Consider the following 16364-nt stretch of genomic DNA (forward strand, 5'->3'; position numbering starts at 1 on the left):
CCGAACCCTCTTTGGAATGAGTCTCCTCATTGCAGCAGCGATGTTGACCGATGGCTGTGGCAAAAAGAAACAGGAGGGCGCGAACTCACAGAATCTTCCGACCGCCGCCGTTCGCGTGCAAACCGTCGAGAGCAAATCGAGCGCGGCGACGGACGAAGTCGTTGGCACAGTGCGCGCCAAACTGCGCGCCAGCATCGAAGCAAAGGCAAGCGGGCACATCGAGAAAATGCCCGTGGCGTTGGGTCAATTGGTCAAGACCGGCGATCTACTGGCGCAACTCGACACGCGCGAGATTCAAGCCCGGCTCGACCAGGCGCTCGCCGCGCGCCAACCGGCGGAGAATGATTTGAAACGGCTGACCGTGCTGTTGAAGCAGGGAGCAGTGACACAGGCGGAGTTTGATGCCGCGCAAGCGCGACAGCGCGCAGCATCAGCCGCGGTTACCGAAGCGGAATCGCAACTGGGCTACATGACGATTGTCGCGCCGTTTGACGGTGTCATCAGCCGCAAGTTCGCCGACGTGGGCGACCTTGCGTTGCCGGGCCGCCCGCTGCTCGAAATAGAAAAGCCTGACCAGCTTCGTTTCGAGGCCGACGTGCCCGAAGCCTTGATCGGATATATCCACCTTGGTGACAGGTTGACAGTGCGGACGGGCGCTCAAGACGCTGGCGTCCAGGGTGTCGTCAGTGAAATCTCGCCCATCGCCGACCCCGCGAGTCGCACGTCCGTTGCGAAGCTTGATTTGCCCGCCAACGCCGGATTGCGGGTCGGTCAATTTGCCCGCGCGCTCGTGGTGGTGGCCGAGAGGAAAGCTCTGATTGTGCCGGCGTCCGCTGTCGTTCAACGCGGCCAGATGGAGTTGGTGTTCGTCGTCGCGAACAAACTCGCGCAATTACGGATCGTGAAAACCGGCAGGCGGACCGGCAATGAGGTCGAACTGGTGTCCGGCGTCAGTGCGGGTGAACGGATCGCCGTCAAGGGCGCGGAACAATTGCGCGACGGCCAACCGGTCGCAGCGCAGCCATGAATGTGCCCGCGGAGAAATCAACCGCCGCCGGCATGGGCGTCGCCGGCCGCATCGCCCGCGCGTTCATCGACTCGCAGCTCACGCCGTTGATCATCATTTCGTCCGTGCTGCTTGGCGTGGCGGCCGTCTGGCTGTTGCCGCGCGAGGAAGAGCCGCAGATCAAGGTGCCGATGGTGGACGTGCTCGTTGCCATGCCCGGCTTCAGCGCCAAGGAGGTCGAGGAACGCGCCACGCGGCCGATGGAAAAACTCCTCTGGGAAGTTCCCGGTGTTGAATACATCTATTCCACGTCGCGACCCGGCGAGAGTCTCGTCATCGTGCGTTTCAAAGTGGGCGAGGACGTTGAGAAAAGTCTCGTCAAGCTCTCCGAAAAACTGCGTTCCAACTTCGACCGCATTCCGCACGGCGTTTCGTTTCCGCTCATCAAACCGCGCTCCATTGACGACGTGCCGATACTCGCGCTGACCTTTCACAGCGACCGTTACGATCATCTCACCCTCCGGCGTCTCGTCGCACAAGTGGACGATGCCGTGAAACAAGTCCCGCTCGTTGCCGAAACCGCCGTCATCGGCGGCGCGCGGCGTGAAGTGCGCGTGCTGCTCGATCCCGCTCGTCTGGCCTCGCGCAAACTCAGCCCGGTCGCGCTCGTGCCGATGTTGCGCCTGGCCAATCGCCAGTTCGGCTCCGGCAACCTGACGAGTGACAACCGCGAAGTCATTGTTGAAACCGGCGGATTTTTGACGAGCGCAAAAGAACTCGGCAATGTTGTCGTGGGCGTGTTCAGCGGCAAACCGGTCTATCTGCGCGAAGTCGCTGAAATCGTCGATGGCGCCGAGGAACCGTCGCAATACGTTTTCTTTGGAGAAGGCGCGGCACGATCCGTGAATGCGAATGAGCAACCCGCCGTGACGCTCAGCATCGCGAAACGGCCGGGCGCGAATGCCGTTTCAGTCGCCCGCCAGGTCCAGAAAAAAGTCGAGACGCTGAAAGGCACTTTGATTCCGGACGATGTTCACGTCTCCGTCACGCGCAATTATGGCGAGACGGCGTCGGAAAAGTCGAACGAACTTCTCTTTCACATGCTGCTCGCGGTACTGGGCGTTTCGATATTGATCTTGCTGACTCTGGGCTGGCGTGAATCGGGCATCGTAGGCATCGCCATTCCCTCGACGCTGGCGTTGACGTTGCTGATTTTTTATCTCTACGGCTACACACTGAACCGCATCACGCTTTTCGCGCTGATTTTTTCCATCGGCATTCTGGTGGACGATGCCATCGTGGTCATCGAAAACATCGTCCGCCATTTTCGACTGCCGCAGAACAAAAACCGCGCCTTGTCCAGCGTCGCCGTCGAGGCCGTCAACGAAGTTGGCAATCCAACCATCCTCGCTACGTTTGCGGTGATCGCAGCGGTGCTCCCGATGGCGTTTGTGGGCGGCTTGATGGGACCTTACATGCGACCGATTCCGATTGGTGCGGGCGCAGCCATGTTCTTCTCGCTGGCCATCGCCTTCATCGTCACGCCCTGGGCTGCGATCCGCCTTCTCAAACGGACCGATGGAGCGAAAGAAAATCCCCAAGACTCCACCACTCCATCACTCTATTCCGAAGACTTCTTCACGCGCATTTACCGGCGCATCATGGGGCCGCTGATTTCCCATCGGCGTTGGCGCTTTGTTTTCCTTGGGAGTATCATCGGCCTGTTGTTGCTGGCGTTCGCCCTAGTTGGTATCGGCTGGGTGAAGGTGAAAATGCTGCCGTTCGACAACAAGAGCGAGTTTCAGATCATCCTCAACATGCCCGAAGGTAGTTCGCTCGAACGCACCGCTCAAGCCGCGCGGGAAATTGCCGCGGCCATCCGCGTCGAACCGGAGGTGACGGATTACCAGATTTACGCCGGTGTGGCCGCGCCCTTTAATTTCAACGGGCTGGTGCGCCATTACTTTATGCGTCGGGGCGCGCACATCGCCGACCTTCAAATCAATCTGGTCAACAAGCACGACCGCAAGGCGCAGAGTCATGACATTGCCAAACGAGTGCGGCCAAGGGTAGCGCAGATTGCGGCGAAGTTTGACGCGCGCGTGGCTGTGGCCGAAGTGCCGCCCGGCCCACCGGTGTTGCAAACGCTGGTCGCCGAGATCTATGGACCGACTGAAGAATCACGACTAGCCCTCGCCGGCGCCGTGCGTGACATTTTCAAGAACACTGCGGGCGTGGTCGATGTTGATTGGTACGTCGAAGCGAACCAACCGAAGACAAAATTCATCATCGACAAGGAAAAGGCCGCGTTGCACGGCATCAGCGCCGAAACGATTTCCCAGACCCTCCGCATCGCCGTCGGCGGGGAATCCATCGACTTGCTGCACCAGCCGCGCGAGAAGGAAGATGTGAACATCGTGCTTCAACTTCCCCGCGCCAGCCGCACCACGCCGGAAGAACTTCTCGCGTTGCGTGTCCGTTCCGGTGACGCCAATGCCCTGCCGGAACCGGGAGCAGCGGTTGGAAGCGTTCCGCTGGTGCCGTTGCGTGAACTGGTGACTATCGAACACACGATCACCGACAAAAGCATTTATCACAAAAATCTTTTGCCGGTGACGTATGTCATCGGCGACGTGGCGGGTGTCGTCGAAAGTCCGGTCTATGCGATCCGCAAAATGAACCAGGCGATTGCAATGCTGGATGCGAGCGAGTTCATCAATGTTGGTAGCAGCGGACATGAGTCCGCTCCATCTGCACTCCGAAATCCGAAATCCGAAATCCGAAGTAGTCAGAGCCGACTGACGTCGGCTGCTACGGGGGTGAAAATCTACAACGCCAATCTTCCATTTACTGATGCGCAACCTGCCTTGAAGTGGGACGGCGAGTGGCATATCACCATCGAAGTCTTTCGCGACCTTGGCCTGGCTTTCGCCGCCGTGTTGGTGCTGATCTATGTGCTGATGGTTGGTTGGTTTCGCTCGTTGCTCACTCCATTGGTCGTCATGGCAGCCATCCCGTTTTCGCTCGTCGGCATTCTGCCGGCGCACGGCGTGCTCGGCGCTTTTTTCACCGCGACCTCAATGATTGGTTTCATGGCCGGCGCCGGCATCGTAGTTCGCAACTCCATCATCCTTGTTGATTTCATCGAGCAACGATTGAGCGAAGGGATGCCGCTGGCCGAGGCGGTGGTGGACGCGGGCGCGGTACGGTTCCGGCCCATGCTGTTGACTGCGCTCGCGGTCGTGGTCGGCGCCAGCGTTATTTTGTTTGACCCGATTTTTCAGGGACTGGCCATCGCCTTGATGGCCGGCGAAATCGCGTCCTTGCTCATCAGCCGCATGGCTGTGCCCGTGCTTTATTTCATGGCCTACGACAAACCATAGCTTGCCTTCCCAAAAATTCTGGATCGACTCTTGACCCGGTTGAGCTAACCTCACCGTGTTGGTTTCAATCGCCGGTTGCGTCGGTAGCTCAATTGGATAGAGCTTCTGACTTCGGATCAGAAGGTTACAGGTTCAAGTCCTGTCCGACGCACCACCTCGACAAATAATCTCTGTCCTCCGGATATTGCGTCGATTGACGCGAACGAATGCTGGACGGATTGAATTGCAAAATCACCCGGCTTTGTGTCTCGAATCGCAAGGACCAGTATCAAGGACTCCACTGTTCTTTGTCCGCATCATCACCCGCAATACGATGTGCCGGCGCTCCGTATTATTTCTTCGATGACTTGTTTCTGGTCGTTGCGTTAAGGGACACGAAGCATGGCAGGAACCAGTCGAGCGATTCCTCTAGGAGCGAAAGTTGTTCAACCTCCTATCCCATTTCAGGACGATCGAGTCGGAAACGGTCGTGCCCTCAGTCTCATTTCCATCCGATGGGTCAAGTTTTGGAACTGCTTATCGCAATGGCACATGTGCTGCTAAAATCGCCTTGCCATTTGATTACGCGATGGAAAAAAGAGGAAATGATTGCCACGAAAAGTCGGATTTCGGAGGTGCACGTTTACTGAAAGAGTCTTTCACAGTGGCCCTGGCTGTTGCTTTGAACGTGATGCCTGTGCTGCGACTTCGCGGTGAGAACCACTTCGACTACAAGTTCGAGAATTACCAGGAGGAGAACGGGCGCATCCACGTGCAGACGCAAGGAGCGTTGTTTGGTTACCAGGTTCATCCATCGGTCTCGCTCGAAGGGGAATTCGTTTACGATTCGATTTCCGGCGCGACTCCGAATGGCGTGCTGCCTCCGCCCGGCACCGACCAGGTTGTGCTCCAACAGATGGAAGACACGCGTTGGGCTGGCAATTTGCAGGCCGGGTTGCATTGGGGTCGGAACACGACGACGCCACAATTCGCCTACAGCTTGGAGAGTGACTACGAATCCATAGGTCTGGCGTTAAACCATACGATCGATTTCAACGAGAAGAATACCACAGTGGCGTTCGGGGTCGCCTACACGCATGACACCATCATGCCAATATTTTGGGGTGGCGACAGGAAGTACAAAAACGGCGCTGACTTCCTAATCGGGCTGACGCAATTGCTGGGATCGAAGACCATCTTGACGGCAAATCTCACCTATGGCACCGCGCACGGCTTTCTGAGCGATCCTTACAAAGTGGTTCATGTGCCTTACTACCCCGACCCGCTCAACCCGGACCCTTTCGCGTATAGAAATGAACAACGACCAAATTACCGCAACAAGTACATTGGGTTTCTTGCATTGACGCAATTCGTGACGCCGCTCAACGGCAGCGCGGAGTTGGGTTATCGCCTCTACCACGACTCGTACGGCATCCTGAGTCATACGGCGTCGCTGACCTGGTATCAGAAAATAGGAAAAAACATCATCGTCTCCCCGACGTTCCGATTCACGGACCAGAGCGCGGCCGACTTTTACATTTTGCAGCTTCCCGGTGATCCGGCGGGCGATCCTCCTTTTTTTGCTCCCCTTCCTAAACATTTCTCGGCGGACTACCGCTTGTCCGCACTGCAAACTTTCACCTACGGAATTGGTGTCACTTGGAAAATCAAGGACCGCGTCTCCCTCGACCTTGCCTATAAGCGCTACGAAATGGTGGGCAAGGACAACAAGACCTCGGCGAGCGCTTATCCTTCCGCAAACGTTTTCTCCGCAGGATTGCGCGTATGGTTATAACCGCAAACAGTGTTTTCGATCGCATCAACGCTTCGGTGCATGAGCTGCCCGTGGTCAACGCGCGAAAATTTGCATTCCGCGCAATGGGCACGTTGTGCCAGATCACTTTTTCAACAGGGGCTCGGGTCGCGGGCGAGCAATTCAAGCTGGCCGCCGTCCGTTGGGTCGCCGACTTCGAGGCGCGTTATTCCCGATTCATTCCTGAAAGCCTGATTGGACGGATCAATCGAAGTGCTGGCCGAGATTGGGTCGAAGTGGACGAAGAGACGGAACGAATGTTCGCGCTTTGCAACGAGCTATATTTCTGTACGCGGGGCGCATTTGATCCCACGGCATTGCCTTTGATCAAGTTGTGGGATTGGAAGGCTGAGCCGCCGGTCATTCCGGATGCAACTGCCATAAACGCTGCGCGCGAGTTGGTCGGTTGGCCGAAAGTGCAACGGAAGAAGGGCGCGATTTTTCTTCCGCGCGCCGGCATGAGCATTGACCTGGGTGGGATTGGCAAGGAGTACGCGGTGGACCGCGTCGTGCAATTGGCCGCAGAGCACGGCATCGAAAATGTGCTGGTGGATTTCGGTCAGGACCTGCGCGTGCAGGGCCAGCCATCCGGAAAGAAGGCCTGGCACATCGGTCTGGAAGATCCGATGAATCCCGGCAAATGTTGGACAGGCGTGGCCGTCAAAGACAAGGCGGTCGCCACGTCGGGCGATTACTTGCGCAACTTTCAAGCGGGCGGCCGGCGCTACGGGCACATTTTGGATCCGCGATCCGGCTACCCAGTGGACAACAGTTGTCGGGCCGTTTCGGTGGTGGCTCCCACTTGCACGATTGCCGGCATTCTTTCCACCACGGCTTTCATTTTAGGTCCAACGGAGGGCTTGAACCTCATCAGCACGTATATGGGTGCCGATGGGTGCATCATCACTGAACATAACCGTTATCAAACCAGGAGATTCCATGAATATGTCACACGTTAAGAAATCGCTATTGGTCGGCGCGCTCGCGCTGAGTTTTTGCAACCTGTCAGTTGTCGCAGGCGACAAAGGCATCAAGGTCGGGGATGCGTTCCCTGATCTCGGCAGCTTTTCGCTCGAAGGCAAAATGCCGGAGACGACGAAAGGCAAGGTCGTGCTCGTGGACTTTTGGGCTTCGTGGTGCGGACCCTGCAAGGAATCGTTTCCCGTAATGGAGGAGTTGCAAAAACAATACGGGCCAAAAGGCTTAATCATCCTGGCGGTCAACTTGGATGATGACGCGGCCGCGATGCAGGACTTTCTCAAGTCACATCCGGTCAGCTTCACGGTCGTGCGCGACGCCAAGAAGAAAATGGTCAGCACGGTGAACATCGCTTCGATGCCCAGTTCATTTGTGCTCGGACCGGACGGCAAAGTGGCGGCGATTCACAAAGGTTTTTACGGCAAGGAAACCAGCAAACAGTACGCGAAGGAGATCGAAGGTCTTTTGAGCGGCGGTCTGGCCAGTAAGTAGTCATGAATAAGAAACACTTCATCGCAGCCAGCCTGGGTTGTCTCTTGTTGGGCGCCGGCTGCGCCCACGTGAAACCGTGGGAGCGCAACACCCTGGCCGATTACACCATGCGCTCCGACCGCGATCCATTGGCAAACGCGTTCGCGGAGCACATGTGGTTTTCGCGGGAGGCAGCTTCGGGCGGGCGCGGTGTAGGTGGCGGGGGTTGCGGTTGTAACTGAAAAATAGTTGTTGTCTTGTCGTATGAAAAAACTGGCAAAGGTTTTATTGGCCTGTCTTCCGGGGATATTTGCATTGGTGGTTCACGCGCAAAGTCCGTTCTCGGTCTTGCCGCGCGCGGAATTCAATAACGGTGGAGTGGTGGTGCAGGTTGCGTTTGATTTTCCGACCAACCACGTTCTGTACGCGGACAAACTTCACCTGGAACTTTCCGGCCAGGAGTCGCCGGCCACGTTCAATCTGGCCGAACCACGACTCGTTCAGGACAAGTTCAGTGGCAAACAGAAGCGCGTGTTCACTCAGCCGTTCAAGGCGAGTTGCGAATTGGCTGCAGTGCCGTCAGCCAATCTCATGCTGAAGGTTCATTTACAAGGTTGCGACGAGGCGAATTGTTTCTTCCCGGAAGATAAGATGTTTACGATCACTCCGGGCGGTTCGATTACCGAGGTTGACTTGCCCCGTGGAGTAGCGGTGGGTTCATCGCCGAGAGTGGGTGGTGGCTTTACTCCACGGGGCGAGCCGGCAGAAGCAAGTTTCTCGGCGGCACCACGCGAATGGCGTGCATTGGCGGAAGGTTTCACCGTGGCGGATCGCGGCAGCGGTTACATGAACGAAAAGGAGTTCCTCGGATTTCTCAACAAGGCCCAATCCGGCCAGGTGGTGGCAGAGACGCAACAAACTCGGAGCGGATTCCTGGGTGTGCTGCTGACCATGTCGCTGATCTTGCTCGGCGGCGTGGCGCTGAATCTTACGCCGTGCATTCTGCCGATGATCCCGATCAATCTCGCCATCATCGGGGCGGGCGCGCAGGCGGGATCGAAGCGGCGCGGATTTGCCTTGGGCGCCACGTACGCCGCGGGTATGGCCATCGCTTACGGTGTGCTGGGTCTGTTCGTTGTCCTGACCGGCTCGAAGTTCGGCACGCTGAATTCGTCGCCCTGGTTCAATCTCGGCATCGCCATAGTTTTCGTGCTCTTGGCACTCGCCATGTTCGACGTGGTTTCGATTGATCTTTCCCGTTTTCAAAGTGGATCAACGCGCAACTCCGCCGCGTCCAGAAGCAAATTTGTCGTGGCTTACACCATGGGAACCGTCGCTGCGTTGCTGGCCGGCGCGTGCGTGGCGCCGGTCGTGATTTCCGTGTTGCTTCAAGCGACGGCGTTGCACGCCAAAGGTCTTACCATTGGTCTGCTGCTGCCGTTTCTCCTCGGCGTCGGCATGGGTTTGCCCTGGCCGTTTGCCGGTGCGGGACTTTCATTCTTACCCAAGCCGGGCAAATGGATGATGCGGGTGAAATACGGGTTTGGCGTAATGATTGTTCTTTTTGCCGCGTACTATGGTCATCTGGCATTCGGTCTTTTCCAATCCGAATCAATGATCCTGGCTCGCGCAGCCGGCAAGTCTGCGGATGAGACCGAAGTCTTCAGCGAACGGTTAACTCAGGCGTTGCGCGAGTCCCGCACCGATGGTCGGCCGGTGTTCATCGATTTCTGGGCGAGTTGGTGCAAGAACTGTTCCGCGATGGAGCATACGACATTTGCCTCGGCGGCCGTGAAACGTCGTCTCGCTGATTTCCATGAAGTGCGTCTGCAAACCGAGAGGCCCAATCAAGCTCCTGCCAAAGAGGTGCTCGACCACTTCAAGGTGATGGGATTGCCGTCCTTTGTCGTATTGACGCCAAAGAATTCCAACTCGTCACCTGTGGCTAAATCCGCAGTCACCGCAGTTGTATCGCGGCGTGCCGATGATTAATTCAAATATTTTCAGGACGTACCATGAAGATTATCAAGCTTCCCTCTTTGTTATTGACGGCTGCACTGCAAGTTCTGCCAATTACTCGCGTGTTTGTCGCCACGAGTCCGGCGACTGGATCGAGCTTTGCCATCGTTTCGACCTGGATCGCCGGTGCTGTCGCGCTGCTGGGCAGTTACGATGCGATGTCCGGAGCTTCAACTGTCATCACCAGTCCCAAGACTGCAACCGCAACAAACGGTGTGCCGTTTTCTTACCGGATCACCACGGGGCCGGAAGTGGCAAATACTTTTGCCGCGACTCCGTTGCCTCCTGCTCTCACCGTCAGCAGCACCTCTGGAAGAATTACCGGAACACCGACGGTGGATGGAGTGTTTGTCATCCATCTGACAGCTTCCGACAACAACATGCCGAGTCGGACGGTCACAGCCGACCTCTCTTTGACAATCCTTCCGCCGGTCACAAGTGGAACCGCACCATCAATCACTTCGCAACCGACTAGCCAGACGGTGACGGCGGGTGGCAACGCAACTTTTAGCGTCACTGCTACAGGGACCGCGCCGTTGAGCTATCAATGGCGGTGGAACGGAACAAGTCTTGGTGGTGCCAATGGTGCGACGCTGAATCTCACCAGTGTTACCACCAACCAAGCCGGCACATATACCGTGTTGATCAGCAACTCAGTTGGCTCGGTCACCAGCAGCTCGGCCATCCTGACCGTAAGCCCGGCCGCCGTTGCTCCCGCGATCGCGACGCAGCCGGCGAGTCAGACGATAACCGAAGGCGGCAACGCAAGTTTCAGCGTCACTGCCACTGCCACGGCGCCTTTGAGCTATCAATGGCGGTTGAATGGGGCAAATCTTGGAGGAGCCAACGGCGCGACGCTGAACTTGACCAGCGTCACCACCAACCAAGCAGGCACTTACACTGTGTTGATCAGTAGCTCAGCCGGCTCGGTCACCAGCAGCCCGGCCATCCTGACGGTAATCCCGTTGACTGTAGCTCCGACGATCACAACGCAACCGGCCAGTCAGATGGTCACGGCGGGTGGGACCGCAACTTTCAGTGTCGCCGCCACCGGCACGGCACCATTGAGTTATCAATGGCGGTGGAATGGGTCGAATCTCGGCGGTGCAACCGGTTCGACATTGAACCTGACTGGTGTGACCACCAATCAAGCCGGTAATTATACGGTGATCGTCAGCAACATGGTCGGATCGGTCACCAGCACTCCGGCCATCCTCACCGTGAATCTGGCGGCGGTGGCCCCGACCATCATGACTCCTCCGGCGAATCAGACCGTAAACGCGGGTGGGAACGCAACTTTCAGTGTCACCGCCGCGGGCACCGCGCCGTTGAGCTATCAATGGCGGTTAAATGGATCGAATCTTGGCGGTGCAACGAGTTCGACAGTGAATCTGAACGGCGTGACCACCAACCAAGCCGGCGCTTACACCGTAGTGGTGAGTAATCCAGCCGGCTCGGTCACTAGCAGTCCAGCCATCCTAACCGTAAACTTGGTGGCCCCGACCATCACGACCCAACCAGCCAATCAGAACGTGACGGCAGGCGGTAACGCAACTTTCAGCATTACCGCCGCGGGCACCGCGCCGTTGAGTTATCAATGGCGGTTAAATGGATCGAATCTTGGCGGTGCAACGAGTTCGACAGTGAATCTGAGCGGCGTGACCACCAACCAAGCCGGCAGCTACGCGGTGCTCGTCAGCAACCCGGCCGGTTCGGTGACCAGCAGTCCGGCCGTGCTCTCCGTCACCGTCGTTGTGGTAAATCACGCGCCGACAATCTCAGCGATCGCGAACCAGACTGTCTTGATGGACATGGTAACCGCACCAATCGCATTCACGATCAGTGACCTCGAGACGCCGGCGGCGAATCTCTCGCTTGCCGCCAGTTCAACCAACGAAAGCCTTTTGCCAGCGACAAGCGTCGTCTTCGGCGGAAGCAGCAGCAATCGCACGGTGACGCTAACACCGTCGGCCGGCCAGTTTGGTAACACGGAGATCACGATTGTGGTGAGTGATGGCAGCGCCACCGCAGCCATCAAATTCCTGTTGAGTGTGCAACCGCCGGTCATTTCGACCAATCAACTGACCCTCATCAAGAATGGATTGGGAAGCGTGACACCGGACTTGACCAAAACGCTCCTGACCCTCGGTCGAGTTTACACCATCACCGCCATTCCTGACGCCGGTCAGTTGTTCGCCAATTGGAGCGGGAGTCTCGCCTCATCCTCACCGACGATCAGTTTTCTCCTGACTTCAAATCTTGTGCTCCAGGCCAACTTCATCCCAAGTCCCTATCCTTCCGCCCAAGGCGACTACGCCGGTTTGTTCTATGAAAATGATGCGGTGCGACAGTCGAGCGCCGGCTTCTTCACGGCATCGTTGACGTCGCGCGGCACATATTCCGGCAGTCTGCAGATGGGCGCAAACCGTTACTCCTTCAACGGCCAATTCAATCTTCCGGGTCAGGCCACCAGCGTCATCGCCCGTTCCGGCGACAACCCTTTGACCATGGACTTCCAGATCGGTGTCGGATCTCAGTCCGATCAAATCACCGGCCGCGTCACTGACGGCAAGTGGGTTTCACCATTGCTTGGCCATCGGGCCGTGTTTAATTCCAAAACCAGACCGTCACCGTACGCGGGCCAATACACACTGGTCATCCCTGGACGCGCCAACGATCCGTCCGTTCCGGCTGGCGATGGTTTCGGCAGCGTGCGCGTTGACAGCAGCGGCAAACTGAAGTTTACCGGCTTGCTGGCTGATGGTACCAAAATCAGCCAGGGCGTTGGCCTCTCGAAAAATGGTCTCTGGCCGCTGTACGTCCCGCTCTACTCTGGTCAAGGCTCGCTGGTAAGTTGGCTCACTTTCACCAACCAGCCCAAGAGTGATCTGAAAGGCACCGTTAGTTGGATCAAGCCCGCCAATCGGAACTCGCGGCTTTATCCGAATGGCTTTAACCACGGCTGCGAAGTGCTCGGCTCGGTTTACACCGCGCCGGTCGGCGGCAGAGGCCACGTGTTGAACCTCGCCAATGCCTCGGTGATGTTCAGCGGTGGAAACCTGGCTTCGAGCTTCACCAATGCCGTGACGATGGCGTCGAACAATCGGGTCGCCAATCTGAGCGCCAATCGTCTGTCACTGATTTTCTCCAGTGCGACGGGGACGTTCAAGGGCAGCGTGGAAGATCCAGCGAGCAGGGCCACGTGGACCTTCAGCGGTACCGTATTGCAGAAACTCAACGTCGGCTGTGGCTTCCTGCTCGGCAACAACCAGAGTAGTCAAGTCGGCATCGCGCCGTAATCACTCACCGCGGCTTGGCTTCTTTTTCACCGCGCCGAAGGAACTTCTCCATTACCTCCGGGTCGTCCAGTTGGAAATGGTAACGGCCGGGCTTTTAATTCTGCGATGGCGATGCCGGATTCGCCGGCCACCGAATAGAGCAGATAGACGCGGCCTTGCTCGACGAAGATGGCGGGATCCCGCAGCGCGTTCTCCTGGCCTTTCACCGCGCCGGCAGCCGACTTCTTCAGCGGCAGACGCGCGCCTTCCCATTCGGTTTCGGGTCGCAAAACTTCTTCCGGCACCGAGGTCCTCCAGGTCTTCCAGTCGCCGGTCATTTCGAGGTGGCAACGCACGAGGTGTTCGGGTTCATCGCCGATGTTCGAGTAATAAATCCACAGGCGATTGCCTGACCGGTGCAGCGCAACGTGGCGGGGTCCGGGACTGTTATATTCTTTGTCCCGCAGTTCGCTGCCGGGAAATGGATTCGGACCTTCCTCAAAATCCTTCAGTCCATCACGCGAACGGTAGAGCAGTCCACCCTTGCCCATGGCGTACCACCAGCCGTTCCATCGGAAAACGCGCCAGTAGAAAATCCCCAGGATCTCATCAGTTGCTTTGAAGCGGAGACCATCAGGGGAAACGGCGACAAATGTTTTCTGACCCCGGGCGGCTTTGGCCGGGCCGTGGAAATACATCCGAATTTCCCTCCGCTGCTCGTCCACATGAACATCGGGTGAAGCAATGTGACCCTTGCAACCAGGCGCTTCCTCCAGTCGCAGTGTGCCCGGCTCGTAAATCTTCCACGGCCCTTCAAGCGTGTCGGCACAGGCGAGCCGAATGTACTTGCCGCTGTGGTGGGCGAAGTAGAGATAGTAATTTCCCAACCGGTTGGTGACCCACAAGGGCACGCGAATGAGCGAGGGACCGTTGATGTTATTGCCATCACCGCCCGGCAGCATTTCCGGCCGGATGATGGGGTTGTGGTCGAAGCGGCGAACTTGCAAGGGTTCGCCACTCGCGGCCGGGAAAATGACGGCCAAGACAAACAAAAGCGCCAGCGCCAGCCGCGCAGCATTGCAGTGGGTGGCGGAGCCGACTTCCTCGAAGCGCACAGTTACAGGATACAAGTCATTGCCGGAATGCATTCGAGGGAGAATTGAATATTCTCTAATCCTGATCCAGGCAAAAGGGAGGTGGGTTCACATCCAAGGCAACACATTCAAGGCATTCGTGCTAAACTTAAAATCCACCGCTTCCGAGTGGCCGTCGGCGAAGTTGGCATTGCCTTTTTTATTGTGCCGGATCGATAGATTGTTATTCCCTGAGTAAAGCGAGATCGGGAACCCACCTGCCAACTCGGGTATCCACCGGCCATCGTCCGCCGTCTTGTTCCTTGCTGGAGGGAAGTCATTCGGACCAGTAACTTCTTCGACCAGCATGATTTTACCTGACGGTTTGAGGACAGTACCCAGCTTGCTTGGCTCAAATACATTGCCATTATACTGGGACGCGATCCACGTATTGAGCGTATAGCTGTAGGGATAGCTGGTTCGGCCAGTGCCGTCTCGATCCATTGGGCAGCGGAAGAGCGGCGCAGGATCTTTCATGCCCAGGAGTCGAACCACGGAGCTTTCCGAGACCGGATGGGCCGGTTCATTTCGGAAATAGATCCAATCCTCGGAATGCCAGCCCTGGCTTCCGGAAGCGTAACCCGGCATGACATCGTTGTATTCGCCCACATAAAGCATCATCCCCAGTCCCAGTTGTTTGAGATTGCTCAAGCATTTTATCTGGTAGGCTTTGGCTTTCGCCTTGCTAAGTGCGGGCAAAAGCAATCCAGCCAGGATGGCGATGATCGCAATGACCACCAGCAGTTCGATGAGTGTGAAGGCCCGCTGCAAGAGGAGCGTGGCGCGAGTTTCGTTTCGTTTCACGACATAACGCCGATCCGCCACTGTCTCGCTCCTCTGCCGGACCGATGGGTCCAAGACCGTTGCTTTGGTTGTTCCCGCGGCTAAGTATTTCATGTGAGTGTCCTGGAAGCGCGGGCAGTGACCACGCTTCAGAGGATACCCCCAGGTCATGGATAAACTTTTTGTACCCGGTAGAACAGCGCACTGTCCGAAGATGCGGTGTTCGTGTAACTGGTGGTAAAGCCGCCGGTCGTGTTGGTGGAAATGGAGGTCCAAGTATTGAAGTCGGTGGAGGTTTGCACCACGTATTCGCAAACATCAACCGCGGTCGATTCCCACGTAATGATGTTGTCCCCCGTGGAGTTGTCTCGTTCGAAACCGGTAATGTTAAATCCGTAATAGGCCTTCAAATTGGAGACAGTAAAACTGCCCGGATTGTAACCAAAGAAGTGCTCATTAGCTCCCGTTCCGAACAGACAAAAGCCAAAGACGTTGACATTGGTCCAAGGTGAAGTACCGACCGGTGAGATTCCGCCATTATGGTCGTCGCCAGTGCCTCCTGGAACTGGTGCGAAAGCGGCGTGATTGATGGCCGGGCCGGCGCTATTGCTCCAAACAGAGTCCACCTGAAGGCCCGAAGGAGTTCGTTCTACAGAAAATCTGATGTGTTGCACGGTTGTTGTGTCCACTCCCATGCCAACGCCGTTTGGAGCGCTGCCCCCACCTACGCTGGAGCCATTGAAGTCGCCGAAACTGCCAAAGCTGTAGTTCGTTGGATTGTTCGGATTTGTCAGGTCGGGGGGCATGAATAAGTAGAAGCCCGTTCCCGAATCGACCCAGTTGGTATCCTGCGTCATCGTCGAATCATAGCGAAAGGTCGAGCCACTCGTTGTCCCCATACCCAAAAACTCGCCCCATGCGTTATTGCAATTGGTGTCGCCCATCGAGAATCGGAATGAACCGACGTTGGTTGAATCGGCCAGGTCATTGAATTTCACGTCGAAGGAAAAGGTGACCCGCTGACCGTTGTTGGTAATCGGCTGTCCGGCAAAAATTGTATAGAGGCGCGGCAGGTATTGGCTTTTGGACGGATACCCGGTGTAAGCGGGATAGTCCGGCCCAACAGCAATTCCGTTACTGCTAACCGTTGCGGTAAAGCCACTCGAGCTCTCCCCAGTGAGAGAGAGCAACCCGGCGGAAAAGCCTTGTTGTTCTTGCAGGTCATATTGGCCCCAAGTGCTGGACAAGGAGATCGGCTGAGCCTGAGTGGGTGTGGGCAGGAGAGCCGCCAGCAACAGACTGGCAGCGATGAGCAAAGGGAATCTTTTCATGGTTTTGGGTTTTTGTTTTTTTTGGACTTATTGGAGCAAGATTAGCATGGCGATGGCGGTCCCGCACAATACCTCAATTGAGGTATGAGTCGGTGCACCCCTTCGGAGGCGGGCAAGGGGTTGGTCGGCGGTTTCCGTCCAGTGGATAATGGAATTTACAACGGCAGGATGCAGTCGAAACGGATCGTGG

The 16364-nt window shown here is 56.9% G+C and carries 11 protein-coding genes and 1 tRNA gene; 9 read left to right on the forward strand and 3 right to left on the reverse strand.

Annotated elements, in window-relative coordinates:
* Window positions 1-16: 16 nt before the first annotated feature.
* The 9 genes from HY298_22385 (at window position 17) to HY298_22425 (ending at window position 12948) form a co-directional block, all read left to right on the forward strand.
* Window positions 17-1027, forward strand: a complete 1011-nt coding sequence (locus tag HY298_22385; GenBank protein ID MBI3853011.1) for an efflux RND transporter periplasmic adaptor subunit — start codon at window positions 17-19, stop codon at window positions 1025-1027.
* Window positions 1024-4389, forward strand: coding sequence for an efflux RND transporter permease subunit (locus HY298_22390; GenBank protein ID MBI3853012.1), 3366 nt, complete (start codon window positions 1024-1026; stop codon window positions 4387-4389). The genes HY298_22385 and HY298_22390 overlap by 4 nt, the downstream gene beginning before the upstream one ends.
* 77 nt (window positions 4390-4466) lie before the next feature.
* Window positions 4467-4543, forward strand: a tRNA-Arg gene (locus HY298_22395).
* Between the two features lie 516 nt (window positions 4544-5059).
* Complete coding sequence (locus HY298_22400) at window positions 5060-6163, forward strand: DUF3570 domain-containing protein (GenBank protein MBI3853013.1); 1104 nt, start codon at window positions 5060-5062, stop codon at window positions 6161-6163.
* On the forward strand, window positions 6154-7140 hold the full coding sequence (locus tag HY298_22405; protein MBI3853014.1) for an FAD:protein FMN transferase: 987 nt from the start codon (window positions 6154-6156) through the stop codon (window positions 7138-7140). The genes HY298_22400 and HY298_22405 overlap by 10 nt, the downstream gene beginning before the upstream one ends.
* Complete coding sequence (locus tag HY298_22410; protein ID MBI3853015.1) at window positions 7121-7651, forward strand: TlpA family protein disulfide reductase; 531 nt, start codon at window positions 7121-7123, stop codon at window positions 7649-7651. Before HY298_22405 ends, HY298_22410 begins: the two co-directional genes overlap by 20 nt.
* A gap of 2 nt (window positions 7652-7653) precedes the next feature.
* Window positions 7654-7872, forward strand: a complete 219-nt coding sequence (locus HY298_22415) for a DUF4266 domain-containing protein (GenBank protein ID MBI3853016.1) — start codon at window positions 7654-7656, stop codon at window positions 7870-7872.
* A gap of 22 nt (window positions 7873-7894) precedes the next feature.
* Window positions 7895-9622, forward strand: a complete 1728-nt coding sequence (locus HY298_22420; GenBank protein ID MBI3853017.1) for a thioredoxin family protein — start codon at window positions 7895-7897, stop codon at window positions 9620-9622.
* 23 nt (window positions 9623-9645) lie between these two features.
* On the forward strand, window positions 9646-12948 hold the full coding sequence (locus tag HY298_22425) for an immunoglobulin domain-containing protein (protein MBI3853018.1): 3303 nt from the start codon (window positions 9646-9648) through the stop codon (window positions 12946-12948).
* A 26-nt stretch (window positions 12949-12974) separates the two neighbouring features.
* Here the strand turns inward: HY298_22425 and HY298_22430 are convergent, their stop codons facing one another.
* From HY298_22430 to HY298_22440, 3 genes are read right to left on the reverse strand one after another with little or no spacing between them, the layout of a single operon-like run.
* Window positions 12975-14075: a hypothetical protein gene (locus HY298_22430; GenBank protein MBI3853019.1), complete on the reverse strand. Its 1101-nt coding sequence runs from the start codon at window positions 14073-14075 to the stop codon at window positions 12975-12977.
* 54 nt (window positions 14076-14129) lie between these two features.
* Window positions 14130-14957: a prepilin-type N-terminal cleavage/methylation domain-containing protein gene (locus HY298_22435; GenBank protein MBI3853020.1), complete on the reverse strand. Its 828-nt coding sequence runs from the start codon at window positions 14955-14957 to the stop codon at window positions 14130-14132.
* 53 nt (window positions 14958-15010) lie between these two features.
* Window positions 15011-16174, reverse strand: coding sequence for a hypothetical protein (locus tag HY298_22440; GenBank protein MBI3853021.1), 1164 nt, complete (start codon window positions 16172-16174; stop codon window positions 15011-15013).
* Window positions 16175-16364: the final 190 nt, after the last annotated feature.

The organism is Verrucomicrobiota bacterium (assembly GCA_016200005.1).
Lineage (GTDB): Bacteria > Verrucomicrobiota > Verrucomicrobiia > Limisphaerales > PALSA-1396 > PALSA-1396.